The 16,479-nt window shown below is 64.4% G+C and carries 15 protein-coding genes; 9 read left to right on the top strand and 6 right to left on the bottom strand.

All coding sequences use genetic code 11. The features are described 5' to 3' along the window. Nucleotides 1-60 precede the first annotated feature (60 nt). From ACDI39_RS01435 to ACDI39_RS01425, 3 genes are read right to left on the bottom strand one after another with little or no spacing between them, the layout of a single operon-like run. Nucleotides 61-1,512: an aldehyde dehydrogenase family protein gene (locus ACDI39_RS01435; protein ID WP_253081199.1), complete on the bottom strand. Its 1,452-nt coding sequence runs from the start codon at nucleotides 1,510-1,512 to the stop codon at nucleotides 61-63. Then, nucleotides 1,509-2,477: an NAD(P)-dependent oxidoreductase gene (locus ACDI39_RS01430; protein ID WP_253081198.1), complete on the bottom strand. Its 969-nt coding sequence runs from the start codon at nucleotides 2,475-2,477 to the stop codon at nucleotides 1,509-1,511. The genes ACDI39_RS01435 and ACDI39_RS01430 overlap by 4 nt, the downstream gene beginning before the upstream one ends. 10 nt (nucleotides 2,478-2,487) lie before the next feature. Beyond that, on the bottom strand, nucleotides 2,488-3,879 hold the full coding sequence (locus tag ACDI39_RS01425) for an NAD(P)/FAD-dependent oxidoreductase (RefSeq protein ID WP_225790660.1): 1,392 nt from the start codon (nucleotides 3,877-3,879) through the stop codon (nucleotides 2,488-2,490). Between the two features lie 305 nt (nucleotides 3,880-4,184). Between ACDI39_RS01425 and ACDI39_RS01420 the strand changes: the two genes are divergently transcribed. Continuing rightward, a complete protein-coding gene (locus tag ACDI39_RS01420) occupies nucleotides 4,185-5,237 on the top strand; it encodes a proline racemase family protein (RefSeq protein ID WP_225790659.1) in 1,053 nt (350 codons plus the stop codon). Between the two features lie 54 nt (nucleotides 5,238-5,291). Here ACDI39_RS01420 and ACDI39_RS01415 read toward each other — a convergent pair whose 3' ends face one another. The 3 genes from ACDI39_RS01415 to ACDI39_RS01405 all read right to left on the bottom strand — a co-directional run bounded on the left by ACDI39_RS01415 (nucleotide 5,292) and on the right by ACDI39_RS01405 (nucleotide 7,739). Continuing rightward, on the bottom strand, nucleotides 5,292-6,047 hold the full coding sequence (locus ACDI39_RS01415) for an SDR family NAD(P)-dependent oxidoreductase (protein ID WP_225790658.1): 756 nt from the start codon (nucleotides 6,045-6,047) through the stop codon (nucleotides 5,292-5,294). A gap of 15 nt (nucleotides 6,048-6,062) precedes the next feature. Beyond that, entirely contained in the window at nucleotides 6,063-6,833 is a 771-nt protein-coding gene (locus ACDI39_RS01410; protein WP_486537325.1) for an SDR family NAD(P)-dependent oxidoreductase, read from the bottom strand. A gap of 84 nt (nucleotides 6,834-6,917) precedes the next feature. Further along, the gene (locus ACDI39_RS01405) at nucleotides 6,918-7,739 is read right to left on the bottom strand and encodes a transporter substrate-binding domain-containing protein (RefSeq protein WP_486537323.1); all 822 of its coding nucleotides are present in this window, start codon (nucleotides 7,737-7,739) and stop codon (nucleotides 6,918-6,920) included. A 622-nt stretch (nucleotides 7,740-8,361) separates the two neighbouring features. Here ACDI39_RS01405 and ACDI39_RS01400 point away from each other — a divergent pair. The 8 genes from ACDI39_RS01400 to ACDI39_RS01365 all read left to right on the top strand — a co-directional run bounded on the left by ACDI39_RS01400 (nucleotide 8,362) and on the right by ACDI39_RS01365 (nucleotide 16,273). Next, nucleotides 8,362-9,183, top strand: a complete 822-nt coding sequence (locus ACDI39_RS01400; protein ID WP_225790655.1) for an amino acid ABC transporter ATP-binding protein — start codon at nucleotides 8,362-8,364, stop codon at nucleotides 9,181-9,183. A gap of 10 nt (nucleotides 9,184-9,193) precedes the next feature. Further along, a complete protein-coding gene (locus tag ACDI39_RS01395; RefSeq protein ID WP_225790654.1) occupies nucleotides 9,194-9,865 on the top strand; it encodes an amino acid ABC transporter permease in 672 nt (223 codons plus the stop codon). A 10-nt stretch (nucleotides 9,866-9,875) separates the two neighbouring features. Then, nucleotides 9,876-10,541 carry an amino acid ABC transporter permease gene (locus ACDI39_RS01390; RefSeq protein WP_225790653.1) on the top strand — a complete coding sequence of 222 codons (666 nt, stop codon included), beginning with the start codon at nucleotides 9,876-9,878 and terminating at the stop codon, nucleotides 10,539-10,541. A gap of 22 nt (nucleotides 10,542-10,563) precedes the next feature. Continuing rightward, nucleotides 10,564-11,439: a dihydrodipicolinate synthase family protein gene (locus tag ACDI39_RS01385; protein ID WP_225790652.1), complete on the top strand. Its 876-nt coding sequence runs from the start codon at nucleotides 10,564-10,566 to the stop codon at nucleotides 11,437-11,439. Nucleotides 11,440-11,581: 142 nt separating this feature from the next. Beyond that, nucleotides 11,582-12,862, top strand: a complete 1,281-nt coding sequence (locus ACDI39_RS01380) for an NAD(P)/FAD-dependent oxidoreductase (RefSeq protein ID WP_253081195.1) — start codon at nucleotides 11,582-11,584, stop codon at nucleotides 12,860-12,862. Beyond that, nucleotides 12,859-14,340 (top strand): aldehyde dehydrogenase family protein, encoded by a 1,482-nt coding sequence (locus tag ACDI39_RS01375; RefSeq protein WP_486537320.1) that lies wholly within the window; start codon nucleotides 12,859-12,861, stop codon nucleotides 14,338-14,340. The genes ACDI39_RS01380 and ACDI39_RS01375 overlap by 4 nt, the downstream gene beginning before the upstream one ends. A gap of 10 nt (nucleotides 14,341-14,350) precedes the next feature. Beyond that, nucleotides 14,351-15,379: a proline racemase family protein gene (locus tag ACDI39_RS01370; protein ID WP_225790649.1), complete on the top strand. Its 1,029-nt coding sequence runs from the start codon at nucleotides 14,351-14,353 to the stop codon at nucleotides 15,377-15,379. Nucleotides 15,380-15,568: 189 nt separating this feature from the next. Beyond that, nucleotides 15,569-16,273 (top strand): GntR family transcriptional regulator, encoded by a 705-nt coding sequence (locus ACDI39_RS01365; RefSeq protein WP_253081193.1) that lies wholly within the window; start codon nucleotides 15,569-15,571, stop codon nucleotides 16,271-16,273. Nucleotides 16,274-16,479: the final 206 nt, after the last annotated feature.

Below are 16,479 nucleotides of genomic sequence, written 5' to 3'. Positions count from 1 at the left end.
ATCTCGGTCATCACCTTGAGCGGGTAATCCTGGGGCTGCTTTGCAGCCCCGGGGGCTGACTCAAGCCAACTGGTAGGTGGTCTTCACTCGGGTGAAGAACTGTCGGGCATGGGTGCCCTGCTCGCGCGAGCCCAGGCTCGAGGCGCCGTTGCCGCCGAACGGCACGTGATAATCCACCCCCGCCGTCGGCAGGTTGACCATCACCATCCCCGCCGAGCTGTTGCGCTTGAAGTGCTCGGCATGGCGCAGCGAGGTGGTGACGATGCCGGCGGACAAGCCAAAGGCCGTGTCCTCGGCGGCCGCGAACGCCTCGTCGTAGTCACGCACCTTGAGCACGCTCACTACCGGCCCGAAGATCTCCTCGCGGTAGATGCGCATGTCCGGCGTGACCTCGGTGAACAGCGCCGGCGTGAAGAAGTAGGCACCCGCCTCGTTCTCCACCCGCTCGCCACCGCATACCCGCTTCGCGCCTTGCTCCACGCCGCTGGCCACGTACGACAGGTTCTGCTCCAGCTGGCGGCCGTCGACCACCGGGCCGATGTCGGTACTGGCCTGCAAGGCGTCGCCAACCGTCAGCGCCCGGGTGCGCTCGGCCAGGCGGGCGACGAAGGCATCATGGATGCCCTCGGTGACGATCACCCGTGAACTGGCAGTGCAGCGCTGGCCGGTGCTGTAGAACGAGCCGTTGAGCGCAACCTCCACCGCCTGCTCCAGGTCGGCATCGTCGAGCACCACCAGCGGGTTCTTGCCGCCCATCTCCAGTTGCACCTTCTTCATGCCTTCAGCCGCCAACCTGGCGATCTGCCGCCCGGTGTGCTCGGAACCGGTGAAGCTGATGCCATCGACCTGTGGCGAGCGGATGATCGTGTCGCCCACACTACGGCCGGGGCCGACCAGCATGTTGAAGACGCCGGCCGGCAACCCGGCGCGACTGATGATCTCGGCCAGCGCCCAGGCCGAGGACGGCACCAGCTCCGCCGGTTTGAACACCACACTGTTGCCGAAGCACAGGGCCGGGGCGATCTTCCATGCCGGGATGGCGATGGGAAAGTTCCACGGCGCGATGATGCCCACCACGCCCAGGGGCTGGGTGAACACGTCGATACCCACGTCCTGGCGCACCGACTGGTATTTCTCGCCTTCGGCACGCAGGGCTTCCTGGGCGTAGAACTTGAACGAACGGCCGGCGCGGTCCACCTCGCCCAGCGCTTCGCGGACGACCTTGCCTTCCTCGCGGGCCAGCAGGGTCGCCAGTTCTTCACGGCGGGCGAGGATCTCGCTGCCGATGAAGTCCAGCGCGTCTGCGCGCTGCTGCGGGTTGCTGCGCGCCCAAACGGGCTGGGCACGGCGGGCGGCGGCGATGGCCTGTTCGGTCAGGGCCTGATCGGCGCGCACGAAGCGCTCGATGACCTCGGCCGGGTTGGAGGGGTTGCGGTTTTCCAGCAGGTCGCTGGCCGCGTCGAAACCGACGAAGGCGCCGTCGACATAACTGCTCTTGATCACGATGCTCATGCGCGCTGGATCCTTTTTTCCGGGGCCTGACTGGCGACGAAGCGGCTGATGTTGTCCACGGCGCTGTCCATCAACTGCTGCATGGCGTCTTCGCTGCTCCAGGCGATGTGTGGGTTGAGGATGAAATCGTCGCGATCGATCAGCTGGAACAGCGGGTTGCTCGGGTGCAGCGGCTCATGCTCCACCACATCCAGCGCCACGCCCCCCAGGCGATCGTTGTGCAGCGCATCGATCAGCGCCGCCTCGTTGACGATGCCGCCACGGCCGGTGTTGATCACCAGGGCGTCGGGCTTCATCAGGGCCAATCGACCTGCGTCGATCAGGTCGTGGGTTTGCGGGGTCAGTGGGCAGTTGATCGACAGCACGTCACAGCTACGCAGCAGCGCGGCGAGCGGACGGCAATCCGGGCCGCTGCGCTTGCCACCGCGGTCTTCGAAGAACACCTCCATGCCGAACGCACGGGCCAGTTCGGCCAGGCGCAGGGCAATCGGGCCGCTGCCGATGATCGCCAGTTGCTTGCCGCGCACATCGCGGATGCGGTGGTCGAAGTAGATGTTCTTGTGCTGCGCCTGGCCGGCGTGCACTTGGCGCATCAGCCGGGTGAAGGCTGCCGGGCGGCGGAACAGCTCGAGGATCATCGCCATGCTGTGCTCGGCCACGGTATTGGCGGCGTAGCCAGGCACGCTGGCCACCTCGATACCATGGGCCTCGCAATAGTCGACGTCGACGATGTCGCGGCCGGTCAGGGCCAGCGAGATCATCTTGAGCTTGGGCAACTGACGCAGGTGCTCCTTACGCAGCGGTACGCTGCAGGTCAGGGCGATGGTGGCGTCCTTGAGGTGCTCGAGCACCTGGTCCGGATGGGTATAGGCGAACTGCTGCCAGGTGTGCGCGCAGTCAGGCCGCTTGAGACGGGTCGAGGATGCCAGGCCCTCGTCGTCGAGGAAGACGATATGTTCGCTCACGATCTTGTCCTTATTTTTTCTGGGCGGGGACGTAGCCGGCCGGCGCCATGGCCACCAGTTGGCGGGTGACGAAGCCGGCGTCCTGGTCGTGGTCCTCCAGCGACTCCTTGCGCACCAGGGCGTCACGCACCATGTGCGCGCCGAAGAAGCGAAATGGCTCGGGCGGCAGCAGCTTCATCTTCTGGTTGACCAGGCCGCAGTTGGCCCACGCGTCGTTGGCATGCTCGACCAGCGACTTGATGATGCGACTGGCGAACACCGTGGTGGCCACGCCATTACCGGAGAAACCGATGCCGTAGGCGATGTTCTGGTGACGGTCGAGGTAGCCGAAGTTCGGCAAACCCTTCATGGCGCGGTCGATCGGGCCGGTCCAGCTGCTGACCACCGGCACGTCCGCCAGTTGCGGGTACAACCGACGCAGTTCGGCGGCGACCTTGTCGGCGGCCGGCGAAGGCTTCTCGTAGAGGTTGCCGATGCGCCCGGCGAAGGCGAACTGGCCCAGCGGCTTGCCGAACACCACGCGGCCATCCGGGGTGTTGCGCCAGTAGTTGAGCACGGTGCGCGAGTCGGTCATGCACTCGCCGCCGCTCAAGCCGATGGCGTCGAGCTTGGCCTTGACCGGCGCCGTGGCCACCATGTCGCTGGACATGATCGCGATCATCCGGCGCAGCTCCGGGAACGCTGCGCCCCAGGCGTTCATCGCCAGCACCACGCGGTCGGCCTTCACATGGCCCTTGGCCGTGTGCACCACAGGCTTGGGGCCGCGCGCCAGGTGGGTGAGCGGGGACTTCTCGAAGATCTTCACGCCAAGCTTGAGCGCGACGCGGCGCAGGCCGCGAGCGAGCATGGCCGGCTGCACGGTGGCGGCGTTGGGATCATAGATGCCGCCGAGCACCAGCGGCGAGCCGACGCGGCCCTGGATGGTGTGGCGCGCCATCTCCTGGAACGGGTTGACGCCCAGGTTCTGCAGGCCGTCGGTGAGCACGCGCCAGGAATTCAACTGGCGCTGGTTGGTGGCGGTCCACAGCCAGCCGTCCTTGCGGTACTGGGCATCGATACCGTGCTCCTGGCAGAAGCTGCCGATCTCGTCGATGGCCGACTCGGCCGCCTCGCAGATGCGCCGTGCCTCGACGTCTCCGCAGATGGTGCGCAGCGACAGGTACTTGCCCCACCAGTTGGTGGCGATGCCGCCGTTGCGCCCGCTGGCACCGGAACCGCAGCGGTCGCGCTCGACGATGACGATGGTCTTCCCGGGATGCGCCTGCTTGAGGCGGATGGCCGACCACAGGCCAAGGAAACCACCGCCGACGATGCAGACATCGGCTTGAATCGAGTCCTGCAGCGCAGGGGCCAGGTCGCTGTCCAGGTCGAGTGCCTGGGCATACCAGAATCCACGGTACATAGTGAGGGTGCCTCTGAACAGGTTGTCTTGTCGCGACATGATGCTCAGCCGGCACAGGGCACCGATATTACAGTCATGACAATTGATAGAACGGCCACGCCTTTTGTCATGGATTTGCTATTTCCGGCGATTGATAGGACGTGAAGGACGTACAGCTGCGCGCCCTGGCGTCACACGAGCTGTCCCAGACGTTATAGGGCAGCAGGTGCCAGGGGTGAGAAAGTGCCGCTACAGGCCAATGCCGCTTAACTGACGGGCATTGCGCCACAGACAGTCTGTTCGATACCCATAAGCTGGAGATCCCGATGGCCTTCAAAAGAACCATTCATGCTGTCGATACGCACGCCGGCGAGCCGATGCGCGTCATCACCGGTGGCGTTCCACATATCCCGGGCAAGACGGTTCACGAAAAGATGCAATGGTTGCGCGAAAACGACGATCAGTTGCGCAAGCTGATGCTGCGCGAACCCCGCGGCTACCCTCCCCTGTGCTGCAACCTCATCGTGCCCCCGAGCCATCCCGACGCCGATGCCGGCTATATCATCATGGAACAGGTCGAATACCCAGTGATGTCCGGTGGCAATACCATCTCGGTGGTCACCGTACTGCTGGAAATGGGCATGCTGCCCATGAAGGAACCCGTCACCGAGTTGATCCTCGAAGCGCCGGCCGGGCTGATCGGCATCAAGGCGCAATGCCGCGACGGCAAGGTCAAGAGTGTCACGTTCAAGAACGTGCCGGCCTTCGCCGCACACCTGGATGCCAAGATCCAGGTGCCCCACCTGGGCGAAGTGACGGTCGATGTGGGCTGGGGCGGCATGTTCTATGCGATCGCCGACGTGCGCCAGTTCCCGGGCCTGGAGCTCAAGCCCGAGCATGGCGGCGAGATCGCGCGCGTCAGCGCCATGATCCGCCAGGCCGCTGCCGAGCAATTGCCGGTCGCGCATCCCGACTACCCTGGCATCGGCATCACCATTTCCCAGCTGTCCGGCCCCACCGACAGCCCGGACGCCGACTGGAAGAACGCCGTCACCGTCGCCTCCGGTGAGCTGGATTGGGACAACCCTTCCACCTGGACCGGTGCACTGGACCGCTGCCCATGCGGCACCGGTACCTGCGCGAAGATGGCGGTCCTGCACGCCAAGGGCGAGCTACCGCTGAACCAGGACTTCCGCCACCAGGGTGTGCTGGGCAACGTGTTCACCGGCCGCCTGGTCGAGGAAACCCGTATCGGCGACTACAAGGCCGTGGTGCCGACCATTACCGGTACCAGCTGGATCTATGGCCTGAATACCTATGTGCTGGACCATGACGATCCGTTCACCGAAGGCTTTGTCGTGAGCGACATCTGGGCGTGAGCGGTCTCCATTCGGGGCTGCTTTGCAGCCCCAGTATCACAAAGGCGGCGCCACTCAAGCCACCGCCTGCGCCCCGGTAATCTCCACCAACGAACCACACATGAACGCCGCTTCATCCGACGCGAGGAACGCCACCAGCGCCGCGACCTCCTCGGGCTTGCCGATCCGGCCGAAGGGCACCAGCTTGTCCAGGTCGGCGATGGTCCTTCCCGAGCGCCGCACGCCAGCCTCGAGCATCGGCGTATGGATCTCGCCAGGGCATACCGCGTTGACCCGAACGTTCTGCGGCGCATAGTCACGCGCCAGGTTCTGGGTGAACGAGGCCACGGCAGCCTTGGTCACGTTGTAGGCGATGTGCCCGGGCGCAGGATGCAGCCCCCACTGGGAGGCCGTATTGACGATAGCGCCGGCTCCCGCCTCGATCATGATCGGCAATACCGCCCGGCACAGGTGGAACATCGAGTCCAGGTTGACCGCGAAACTGGTATGCCAGTCATCTTCCGTCAGCGCTAGGAGGTTGCCGCGGCGGTTGATCCCGGCGTTGTTGACCAGCACATCGATCCCCCCCAATTGCCTGACAACCGTCTCCACCAGCGCCCGGCAGGCCTCACCCTGGGCGATATCCGCCGCCACGGCGATGGCCTTGCCGCCGTTGCCTTGAATGGCCTCGGCGACGCCCTGGGCCGCCTCCAGATTGACGTCGCTGACCACCACCGTCGCCCCTTCGGCCGCCAACCGACCGGCGATCGCCGAGCCGATCCCCCCGGCACCACCGGTCACGATCGCCACCTTGTTTTCGAACCTGTTCATCGTCGACTCCTCGATTTATCGGATATAGCTGCCGCCGTTCACATCCAGGGTCGCGCCATTGAGCGAAACCTGGGACGGACGCAAGGTGAAGGCCACCAACTCGGCGATCTCTTCGGGGCTGGCCATGCTCCTCACGGGAATGTCGGCAGTCGCCGCGGCCTCGCCGAACTGGGCGACGAAGCGCTCGGCCATATCGGTACGGACCCAACCGGGCGCGATGGCCACGGCGACCACACCCTCGCCCGCCACGCTGCGCGCCAGTGACTTGGTCAGGTTGATCAGCGCAGCCTTGCTGGCGCCATAGGGCAAGGCGTCGGCCGCGTAGCCACGCTGGGCGGCACGGCTGGCCATGTTGACGATGCGGCCACCGCCATGGATGCGAAAATGCTCGACCGCCTCACGGCACAGGTCGGCCGCCGCGAAGAAGTTCACCTGGAACTCGCGGCGCCAGGCGGCACGCCATTCGGATGACGGCGCGTGCAAGGGAATCTCCGTGCGAATACCCGCGTTGTTGACCAGGCCATGAAGGCGTCCGCCGGCCAGGGCCATCGCTGCCTGCCACAATCGTTCGGGACCATCGTCCTGGGACAGGTCGCCCTGGACGATAAAGCCCTGGCCACCAATCCGCTCGAGCAAGGCTTGCGCGCCCTGCGCGTCGCGACTGTAGTGGATCACCGGTCGGGCACCTTCAGCCGCCAGGCGCTCGACAATCGCCGCACCGATACCGCCGGAGCCACCCGTGACGAGCAATGTCTGGCCAGCCAATGGGCGTGTGGAATCGTTCATCCGTGCTCACCTTCTCTTGATAAAGATGCAAAGGTGCCGCCTGCCTCGCGCGCGAAGACGGCATTCCCGGTTAACGACGAAGGGTTACTTCGCGGCGTTGGCCTGCACCGAGGCCTTGTCCACGAGCTTGTCGATGTCGCCACTGTCGCGGCGCTGCTTGAGGTAGATGTTCAGCACGTCCATGTCGGCCGGGGAAATGTCCCGGCGCACACCGAACGCGACGCCTTGCTTGGCCAGCGCCGGCTTGGGCAGGATCTCGCGCGCCCAATCGGCGTTGGCCAATGCGAACAGGTGGTTGGTGTCGCTGGCGTCCACCAGTACATCGGCGCGCTTGGACATCACCGCCAGACGGGTCTCGTCCATGCCTGGCAGACGCATGATCTTCGCGTTCCGGATCACCGAGGAGATCGCCTTGTCCTGGGCGGTGCCGGACATGACGGCGAAGGTCACGTCGGGTTTGTCGAGGGCGCCGATATTGTCCTCGATGTCCGTGAACTTGGGGTTGTTCTTGTTCACCAGCAACGACACTTGATAGTCCGTGGCGGGGGTGGTGAATGCCACGGCCAGCGCGCGCTCGGGAGTCTGGTTGAGGGCCATGGCCAAGTCCCACTTGCCGCTCTGCAAGCCGGCGACAAGGTTGTCCCAGCTCGTGCCGACGAAATCGACCTTGACCTTCAGCACCTTCTCGCCGAAGTCCCTGCACAGGTCGACGAAGTAGCCGCTGTAGTCACCTGAACGCGCATCGCGCATGACATAGGGCGCGGCTACCGCAGCGCCACAACGCAGGACACCGGCTTTCTGCACATTCTGCCAAACCGAGGTTTCAGCAGCCTGGGCCATGGATTGGCCAAGTATGGCGCCGCAAAGGCTGGCACCCAGGAAAAGCGGCTTGAGGGAACGGAGCATTTTTGACCTCACTGTTAATCATTGTTGTAGGCAGGAAGGTAAGCGCTGGGTAGTGCACGCCATATTGTGTGCATGGCTGCATGCAGATTATGAAGCACACCAGATGCTGTCAACAGGCTTTTTCGAATGGTTGGAATCGGCCTCTCTCGCTCCCCTCGTTTCTTTCCTCGCGCCCTCGGGCCTTCCTTTTGTCCTGGATGGACGGCGCGCCAAGGCAAGCGAATAAATTTTTCCCCACGTGTGTTGACAGTACACTCAAGGCGGCCATAGTCTGAATACAACATTGCACACAACAAGAAGCTCAGCAAAGCACTCATCAACTGTTGATCGACTCTTCTGCCTACAAGAACAAGCTATCGGAGAGAATCAAAATGGCTCAGACCGCTTCCCACAGCGCCTGCGCAGGTGCTGCCAGCCCTTCGCTCCAAACGCCATGGCGGTGGCAAGCGCCCACCCGGGCTGCTAGGCACTTCTGCAAACGCCCCCATGCACCACTGGCCAGGCCCGGCAAGACCGTCGGCCTGACCGACACAGCGCGCACCGCAACCAACGCCGCAGGCAACAGCCTCCAGTAACCCTGAGCCGAGGTGCCGCCCAGTGCGCCCTCGTGGAGACAATCGCGATGAACATCCCTCGTTTGGTGGCAGCCCAGCCACAGGTTTCGCTCGGCCCGGATTCGCCCCAGGGCGGCGACTTCATCCAGTTGCGCGACGTGCGCAAGGCCTATAGCGAGCAACTGGTGGTGATGGACCAGATGAACTTGGACATGCGTGCCGACGACCGCCTGGTGATCATCGGTCCATCGGGCAGCGGCAAGAGTTCGCTGCTGCGGGTGCTGATGGGGCTCGAGGGCATCCAGGGCGGCACGATCCATTTCCAGGGCAAGCCCTATATCGATGGCAGCCGCAAGCTGGGCAAGCCGCTGGATGAAACCCTGCACAAGCAGATCGGCATGGTGTTCCAGCACTACACCCTGTTCCCGCACCTGTCGGTGCTGGGCAACCTGATCCTGGCGCCGGTCAAGGTCCATGGCCTGGGCAAGGCCCAAGCCACCGAGAAAGCGCGCGCCTACCTCGCCCGCCTGGGCCTGGAAAACAAGCTGCACGCTTACCCAAGCCAGCTCTCCGGCGGGCAGAAGCAGCGCGTGGCGATCGCCCGTGCGCTGATGCTCGAACCCCGCCTGATGTTGTTCGACGAAGTCACCTCGGCGCTCGACCCGGAAATGGTCATCGAAGTGCAGAACGTGATGATGCAACTGGCCGAGCAGAAGATGGCGATGATCATCGTCACCCACGACATGCACTTCGCCCGCCACATCGCCACCCGCGTGGTGTTCTGCGCCAACGGCAAGGTGGTCGAGCAAGGCCATCCCGAGCAGATCTTCACCCAGCCACGGGAAGCACGCACGCGTGAGTTCCTCGAAAAGGTCGTGCAGTTCGATTGAGGACGCCGTGATGAACTACCAATTCGACTTCCACTTCCTCAACGGCAGCCTGCCTGCGCTGCTGGATGGGCTGAAGGTCACCCTGCAACTGGCATTGGTTTCCAACCTCATCGGCCTGACCCTGGGCTTCGTGCTGTGCCTGATGACCCTGAGCCGCTGGTTCTTCATTCGCTGGCCAGCGCAGTTGTTCATCGAGTTCTTCCGCTGCACACCGGCGTTGTTGCAGATCGTCTGGTTCTTCTACTGCGTGCCGATGCTGTTCGACGTGTTCATCGACCCGATAGCCATGGGCTTCCTGGCCCTGGGCCTGAACCTCACCGCGTTCAACGCCGAAGCCTATCGGGCCGGCGTGCAGGCGGTGCCGCGTGAACACCTGGATGCCTCGATCGCTCTGGGCCTCAAAAGCTGGCAACGCACGCTGTACGTGATCCTCCCGCAGTCGCTGCGCAGCGCCCTGCCGGTGCTGATCACCAACGGCATCGGCACCCTGCAACAGAGCGCACTGGTGGCCATCGTTGCCGTCGCCGACCTGATGTACGTGGGCAAAAGCCTCGCGACCGAAGCCTACCGCCCGCTGGAAACCTACACCCTGATCGCCCTCATCTACTTCGCCCTGTCGCTACCGATCGCGCAGCTGGTGCAGTGGTTCGAACGGCGCCAGGAACTGGCCGGCCAGCGCTGAGGAGATAGCCATGCCACTCGATTTCTCGGTTGTCCTGAACTACTGGCCGGTGCTGCTCAAAGGCCTGGGCCTGACCCTGGCATTCACTGGTGCCTGCGCCGTGCTCGGCAGCCTGTTCGGCTTCGTGGTCAGCCTGCTGCGGCAGCTGAAGCTGAAGCTGGTGCGCCTGCCGCTGACGCTGTACGTGGAGTTCTTCCGTGGCACGCCGCTGCTGATCCAGCTGTTCTGGGTGTTCTTCTGCTTCCCGGTGATATTCGGCCTGGACATCCCGCCCTACGTCTCGGTGCTGATCGCCCTGACCCTGTACATGGGGGCGATCACCAGCGAAACGTTCCGCGGTGCGCTCAAGTCGATCGCCAGCGAACAGCACGACGCTTGCACGGCCCTGGGCCTCACCTCCCGCGTCAAGGTGCTCTACGTGGTGTTCCCCCAGGCCTTGCTGCGCGCTGTGCCACCACTGCTGTCGAACGTGGTCAGCCTGTTCAAGGAAAGCGCGCTGATCTCCTCGGTCGGGGTGGCCGACCTGATGTTCGTCGGCCAGAACATTTCCAACAGCACCGCCCGCCCGGTCGAGTTCCTGTCGGCTGTCGCAGTCATTTACTTCCTCGTGGCCTTCCCGCTGACCCGCCTGGTCGGTGTGGTCGAAGGGCGCCTGCTGCGCCGCTACGCCTACTGATTCCCAACAAGGAGACTTCACCATGAAACTCAATGGCATCCTGCCTGCCCTGGTCACCCCATTCGATGCCGCTGGCAAGGTCGATCACGACACCTTGGCCTCGATCCTCGAACATCAACTGGCCGCGGGCGTGAGCGGTTTCGTGCCGCTGGGCTCCACCGGCGAATACTATGCGCTGACCAACGAAGAACGCCGCCAGGTGCTGGCCACGGTGAAGGAAGTGGTCGGTGACCGTGGCACCCTGATCGCCGGCGCCAACGGCGCCTGCACCCGCGAGGTGCTGGAGCAGGTCAGGCAGACCGTCGAGGCGGGCTACACCCACCTGCTGATCGCGCCGCCCTACTACGCCCTGCCCTCCCAGGAGGAACTGCTGGCCCACTACAACACCATTCTCGAAACCTTCCCCGAGATCAACGTGGTGCTGTACAACTACCCGATCCGTACCAACGTCGAAGTCGGCCTGGACGTGGTCGCCGCGCTGCATGAGCACCCGCGCGTCATCGGCATCAAGGAAAGCAGCGGCAACCTGCTGCGCGCCATCGAGATCGGCGAGAAATACAAGGGCATCCAGCTGTCCTGCGGCTCGGACGACCAGGCCCTGGACTTCTACCTGTGGGGCGCCGACAGCTGGATCTGCGGCCCGGCGAACATTTTCCCGGAGAAGGTCGTCGCCTTCCACAAGGCGTTCACCAGCGGCGATATCCGCGGTGCCCAGCAAGTCATGCGCAGCCTGTTCCCGGCCATGGCCAACCTGGAAAGCGGCAAGTTCGTACAGAAGGTCAAGTACGGCGCCGAGCTGTCCGGCTTCAAGGTAGGCAACGCACGGGCACCGCTGCTGCCGTTGACCGACGAAGAAAAAGCCGAGTTCCGCAAGGCGTACGAGGCGTCGCAAGCCTGATGCACTCCCCCTGTGGGAGCGGGCCTGCCCGCGAATAGGCCGGCCCCTGACGACACCGGTATATGGCAAGGGCCATGCCCTTGTGTGCGGGACGAGCCCGCCCCCACAGGAACCCCACCACCTTTTGAAGAGCACGCCTCTCATGAACAACCCGCAAACGTCATCGCAACAGGCCGTGGTCATCGGTGGCGGCATTGTCGGCGTATGCTGCGCACTGTACCTGCAGCGCGACGGCCACCGGGTCACCCTGGTCGACCCTGCCGCGCCCGGCGACAGCACCGCGAAATGGAGCTGTGGCCAGATGGCGGTCAGCGAAGTCATCCCGTTGTCCAAGCCTGGCATCCTGATGAAGATCCCTGGCTGGCTGCTGGACCAGAAAGGCCCGCTGGCCCTGCGCCCCAGCGCGCTGCCGGGGATCCTGCCCTGGTTCATGCGTTTCCTGGCCTGTGCCCGCCCGTCGAAGATCCATGAGATCGCCCAGGACATGGCGCGCCTGACCCAGCATGTCTATGAAGACTATGCCCCTCTACTCGATGCCTGCCCGGACAAGGCTCTGCTTGGCGACCGGCCGATTATCGAGGTGTTCGACTCCCCTGCCGGCCTGGCCCACGAGCGCCCCCACCTGGCCTTGCGCAAGCAGTTGGGCTTTCGTTCCGAGGAGCTCGACGGCGCGCAGATCGCTGACCTGGAGCCGGCCCTGGCTGGCAAGTTCCAACATGGCCTGATGTTCCCTGACTGGCGTGCGGTGAACGACACCGAAGGCTTCATCGCCGCCCTGACCGAAAGCTTCATTGCCCAGGGCGGCAGGCGCGTGCGCCAGCGGGTGGTGAAAATCGATGAAAACCTCGACCAGGCGACTGGCGTGACCCTGGCCGACGGCAGTCGCGTACCCGCCGGCTTGCTGGTAGTGGCCGCAGGCACTGGCGCGCGGGCATTCTTCGACACCCTCGGCGTGAACATTCCGCTGGCGGGTATCGCCGGCTATCAGGCGGTGCTGCCACGACCCGACGTGGAATTTCGCCATTCGGTGATCTACGCCGACGGCGGCTTCTGCTTCGCCCCCATGACCCGCGGCCTGCAGATCGGCGGCACCCTCGAGTTCGCCGGCGCCGATGCCGAGCCCAATTTCAAGCGTGCCGAAATCATCATGGAAAAGGCCCGCCGCGTCCTGCCGCAATTGAACACCCAAGGCATGGAGTTCGGTGTCGGCTACCGCCCGTTCCTGCCCGATACCAAACCTGTGATCGACCGCTCGCCACGGCTGAAGAACGCCCTTTTGGCCTTCGGTCACGGCCAGCTCGGCCTCACCCTCGGCGCTACCACCGGCCGCCTGGTGAGCGACCTCGCTGCCCAACGCAGCCCAACCCAGGATCTCTCTGCATTCAGTGCCCGACGCTTCGCCGTCCTTGGAGGAAACGCATGAACCGCTACGACCAGTTCTACATCAACGGCCAATGGGTCAGCCCCGTCAATGGCGATAGTTTCGAGACCTTCGACCCGAGTGACGAGAGCCTGATCACCACGGTGGCAGCCGGTTGCGCCGCAGACGTGGACGCCGCGGTGAAGGCGGCCCGTGCCGCTTTCGACGAGGGCCCCTGGCCGCGCATGAGCGGCGCAGAGCGCGGCCGTTACCTGCGCAAGATCGCCGATGGGATTCGCGCGCGCCAGCAAGAGCTGGCAACCCTGGAGGTTCGCGACAATGGCAAACCGTTCCCCGAGGCCATGTGGGACATCGGCGATACCGCAGGCTGCTTCGACTTCTACGCCAACATGGCCGAAGCGCTCGATGCCCAGCGTGAAAAACCTGTCGCGCTGTCGGACGAGCGCTTCAGCTCGGTGGCGCGCAAGGAGCCGATCGGTGTTGCCGGGGCCATCGTGCCGTGGAACTTCCCAATGCTGATGGCCGCCTGGAAAGTAGCCCCGGCCTTGGCCGCAGGGTGCTGCATCATTCTCAAGCCTTCCGAGCAAACCTCGCTGACGGCGCTGGAGCTGGCCCGCATCGCCGATGAAGCCGGTCTGCCGGCAGGTGTGCTGAACATCGTCACCGGTTCCGGGTCCACGGTCGGCGCCGCGCTGACCGCCCACCCTGGCGTGGACAAGCTGGCGTTCACCGGCAGCGTCCCGGTGGGCAGCCGCATCATGCAAGCCGCGGCCCAGGACATCAAGAACGTCACCCTGGAGCTGGGCGGCAAGTCGCCCTTCGTGATCTTCGCCGACAGCGACATCGAAGCCGCCGTGGAGTGGATCCTGTTCGGGATCTTCTGGAACAAGGGCGAAGTCTGCTCCGCCACCTCGCGCGTGTTGGTGCAACGCTCCGCGTACGAGCCGCTGCTGGCCCGCCTTGCCGAGGAGGCGCGCAAGATCAAGATCGGCAATGGCATGGAAGACGGCGTGCTGCTCGGCCCATTGGTCAACCGCAGCCAGTACGACAACACCCTGCAGGCGATAGCCCGCGGCCTGGAAGAAGGCGCCCGCCTGGTATCGGGTGGCGAGCGTCCGGCGCACTTGGACAAGGGGTTCTACCTGCAGCCGACCATCTTCGCCGATGTACCGGAAGACAGCTGGATCTGGAACGAAGAAATCTTCGGCCCGGTGGTATGCATTCGCCCGTTCGATACTGAAGAAGAGGCCATCAGCTCGGCCAACCATTCGCGCTTCGGCCTCGGTGCCGCGGTGATGTCCAAGGACCTGGAGCGCTGTGAACGTGTCGCCCGTCGCTTCCGTGCAGGTATTGTCTGGATCAACTGCTCGCAGCCGACCTTCACCGAGGCCCCATGGGGCGGCTACAAGCAGAGCGGCATCGGCCGCGAGCTGGGCGAGTGGGGCCTGAACAACTACCTGGAAACCAAGCAGATCACGCGCTACGACAGCGAACAGCCCTGGGGCTGGTACATCAAGTGAGGTAACACCCATGCGTTGGAAACAGACCCTGCAACTGGCCGAAGTGCACTGCGAGGGCGAAATCGGCAAAGTCATCACTGGCGGCGTCCTGGGTATCCCGGGCGCCACCCTGCTCGACAAGATGAACTACATCAACGAGGTCGATGACAGCCTGCGCCGCCTGGTGACTCTGGAGCCGCGCGGCTGCCTACAGATGTCGGTGAACCTGCTGCTACCGCCCACCCGCCCCGAGGCCCATGCCGCTTTCATCGTGCTGCAGGCCGACAAGGCGCACCCGATGTCCGGCAGCAACTGCATCTGCGTCGTCACCGCCCTGCTCGAGCTGGGCATGGTGCCGATGCAGGAGCCGGAAACCACCGTGGTCCTCGACACCCCGGCCGGTCTGGTGACCGCCCGCGCCCAATGCGCGGATGGCCGTTGCCTGAACGTCTCACTGGACATGGTGCCTGCGTTCGTGGAGCACCTCGACCTGGCCATCGAGACCGAAGCGTTCGGCACGCTCAAGGTCGACGTGGCTTTTGGTGGCGTGTACTACGCCCTGGTCGATGTCGAGCAGACCGGTTTGTCGATCGCCCCTGAACATGCCCGCGCCCTGGCCGATGCCGGGGTGGCGCTGAAGACTGTGATCAACCGCCAACTGGCGATCCAGCACCCGCTGCTGTCTTCGGTCAACGAAGTGGCCTACGTGATGTTCCGTCATCGGCTGGACGACCGCACCTACCAGACCTGCACCACCCTGCCCCCGGGGCGGGTCGACCGCTCGCCCTGCGGGACCGGCAGTTCCGCCAACCTCGCCACGCTGGCGGCGCGGGGGCTGGTGCAGGCGGGTGACCAGTTGGTGTCACGCTCGACCATCGGCGGGCAGTTCCAGGTCACGCTGCTGGGCCATACCGAGGTGGCCGGCCGCCCCGCGGTGCTGCCTCGGGTAACCGGGCGGGCCTGGCTCTATGGCCTCCAGCAGATCGGTGTGGACCCTGACGATCCGCTGGCGGCGGGGTTCATGCTCAGCGATACCTGGGGGGTGGGCCTGGACCAGTAGCCCATGCGCACCGTGCTCCTGGTAGGCAGGCGGAGCACGGTGCGTTCCTGCTCCTACTGCTCGACACCCGCCAGGCATGTTTGACGCAGCCGCCATCCCCGCAGCATGCTGCCGGCTACACCGTCGACAAGCACGGCAAGATAACGAAGGCCGCACGCGACCATGGCGCGGTCCAACCGAGAACCGATGATGGCAAAAGACAACGACCTCGAAGGCGGCCCCCGTCGTCACAGCGGCCGCTACATATATGAAGAACTGCGCAAGCAGATCCTGACGTTGAAGCTCAAGCCCGGCGTGCAATTGGATGAAGTGTCGCTCGCCGCCCAGTTCGGCCTGTCGCGCTCACCGGTGCGCGATGCCCTGGCACGGCTGATTACCGAAGGGCTGGTGGTCATCCTTCCCAACCGCACCACCTTGGTGACCCCGTTCGAGATCGAGGAATTCCCCAACTACATCTCGGCGCTGGATCTGATGCAGCGTGCGGTGACTCGCCTGGCCGCGACCCAGCACCGCGCCGAAGACCTCGAGGCCATCCGCCAGGCCGACGCGGCCTACCTCAAGGCCGTAACGGATGGCGACTTCCAGACCATGTCCGAGCTGAACAAGGCCTTCCACCTGGCGATCGCCCAGGCCGGCCGAAATCCGTACTTCATCAACTACTACGAGCGCTTGCTGAGTGAAGGGCAACGCCTGTTGCACCTGCACTTCGATCACGTGGTCAGCTCGGCGAGCACCCACCGGCTGGGTCGTGACCATGACGAGATCATCGATGCCATCGCCGCCCGTGATCCGGATGCGGCGGAAGCCGCTGCGCATGAGCATACGATGCTGTTTCAGCGCCGGTTCCTCGACTACATGCAACAGAACCTCACGGCGCGGATGTCCGTGGCGTAGTGCCAATTGGCACACGGCTGCGAACGGGGCACGGCTAGCGCACTGACTGGCCCCCTTATAAAGGGAGTTGTTCTAGGGCCAAAGCATGCCCCTCTCGACGCGTTGCTGGGCATGGCTACGGTTTCTTTCTTGCGACAACAATGACCAGGATAGGGGATCAAGGCTCTCTAAAGGCACAATGTCTGCACGGCGAGCACCTCCCACCT

The sequence above is a fragment of the Pseudomonas sp. Tun-23181 genome, from assembly GCF_057415455.1.
The sequence above is the reverse complement of the archived record's forward strand: the minus strand, read 5'-3'. Positions and strand labels throughout refer to the sequence as shown.

Excerpts from the sequence above, each read along its gene's own strand:
- ACDI39_RS01435 (WP_253081199.1), bottom strand. The coding sequence starts at position 1,512 with ATGAGCATCGTGATCAAGAGCAGTTATGTCGACGGCGCCTTCGTCGGT.
- ACDI39_RS01425 (WP_225790660.1), bottom strand. The coding sequence starts at position 3,879 with ATGTACCGTGGATTCTGGTATGCCCAGGCACTCGACCTGGACAGCGAC.
- ACDI39_RS01420 (WP_225790659.1), top strand. The coding sequence starts at position 4,185 with ATGGCCTTCAAAAGAACCATTCATGCTGTCGATACGCACGCCGGCGAG.
- ACDI39_RS01415 (WP_225790658.1), bottom strand. The coding sequence starts at position 6,047 with ATGAACAGGTTCGAAAACAAGGTGGCGATCGTGACCGGTGGTGCCGGG.
- ACDI39_RS01410 (WP_486537325.1), bottom strand. The coding sequence starts at position 6,833 with ATGAACGATTCCACACGCCCATTGGCTGGCCAGACATTGCTCGTCACG.
- ACDI39_RS01405 (WP_486537323.1), bottom strand. The coding sequence starts at position 7,739 with ATGCTCCGTTCCCTCAAGCCGCTTTTCCTGGGTGCCAGCCTTTGCGGC.
- ACDI39_RS01400 (WP_225790655.1), top strand. The coding sequence starts at position 8,362 with ATGAACATCCCTCGTTTGGTGGCAGCCCAGCCACAGGTTTCGCTCGGC.
- ACDI39_RS01395 (WP_225790654.1), top strand. The coding sequence starts at position 9,194 with ATGAACTACCAATTCGACTTCCACTTCCTCAACGGCAGCCTGCCTGCG.
- ACDI39_RS01390 (WP_225790653.1), top strand. The coding sequence starts at position 9,876 with ATGCCACTCGATTTCTCGGTTGTCCTGAACTACTGGCCGGTGCTGCTC.
- ACDI39_RS01385 (WP_225790652.1), top strand. The coding sequence starts at position 10,564 with ATGAAACTCAATGGCATCCTGCCTGCCCTGGTCACCCCATTCGATGCC.
- ACDI39_RS01380 (WP_253081195.1), top strand. The coding sequence starts at position 11,582 with ATGAACAACCCGCAAACGTCATCGCAACAGGCCGTGGTCATCGGTGGC.
- ACDI39_RS01375 (WP_486537320.1), top strand. The coding sequence starts at position 12,859 with ATGAACCGCTACGACCAGTTCTACATCAACGGCCAATGGGTCAGCCCC.
- ACDI39_RS01370 (WP_225790649.1), top strand. The coding sequence starts at position 14,351 with ATGCGTTGGAAACAGACCCTGCAACTGGCCGAAGTGCACTGCGAGGGC.
- ACDI39_RS01365 (WP_253081193.1), top strand. The coding sequence starts at position 15,569 with ATGGCAAAAGACAACGACCTCGAAGGCGGCCCCCGTCGTCACAGCGGC.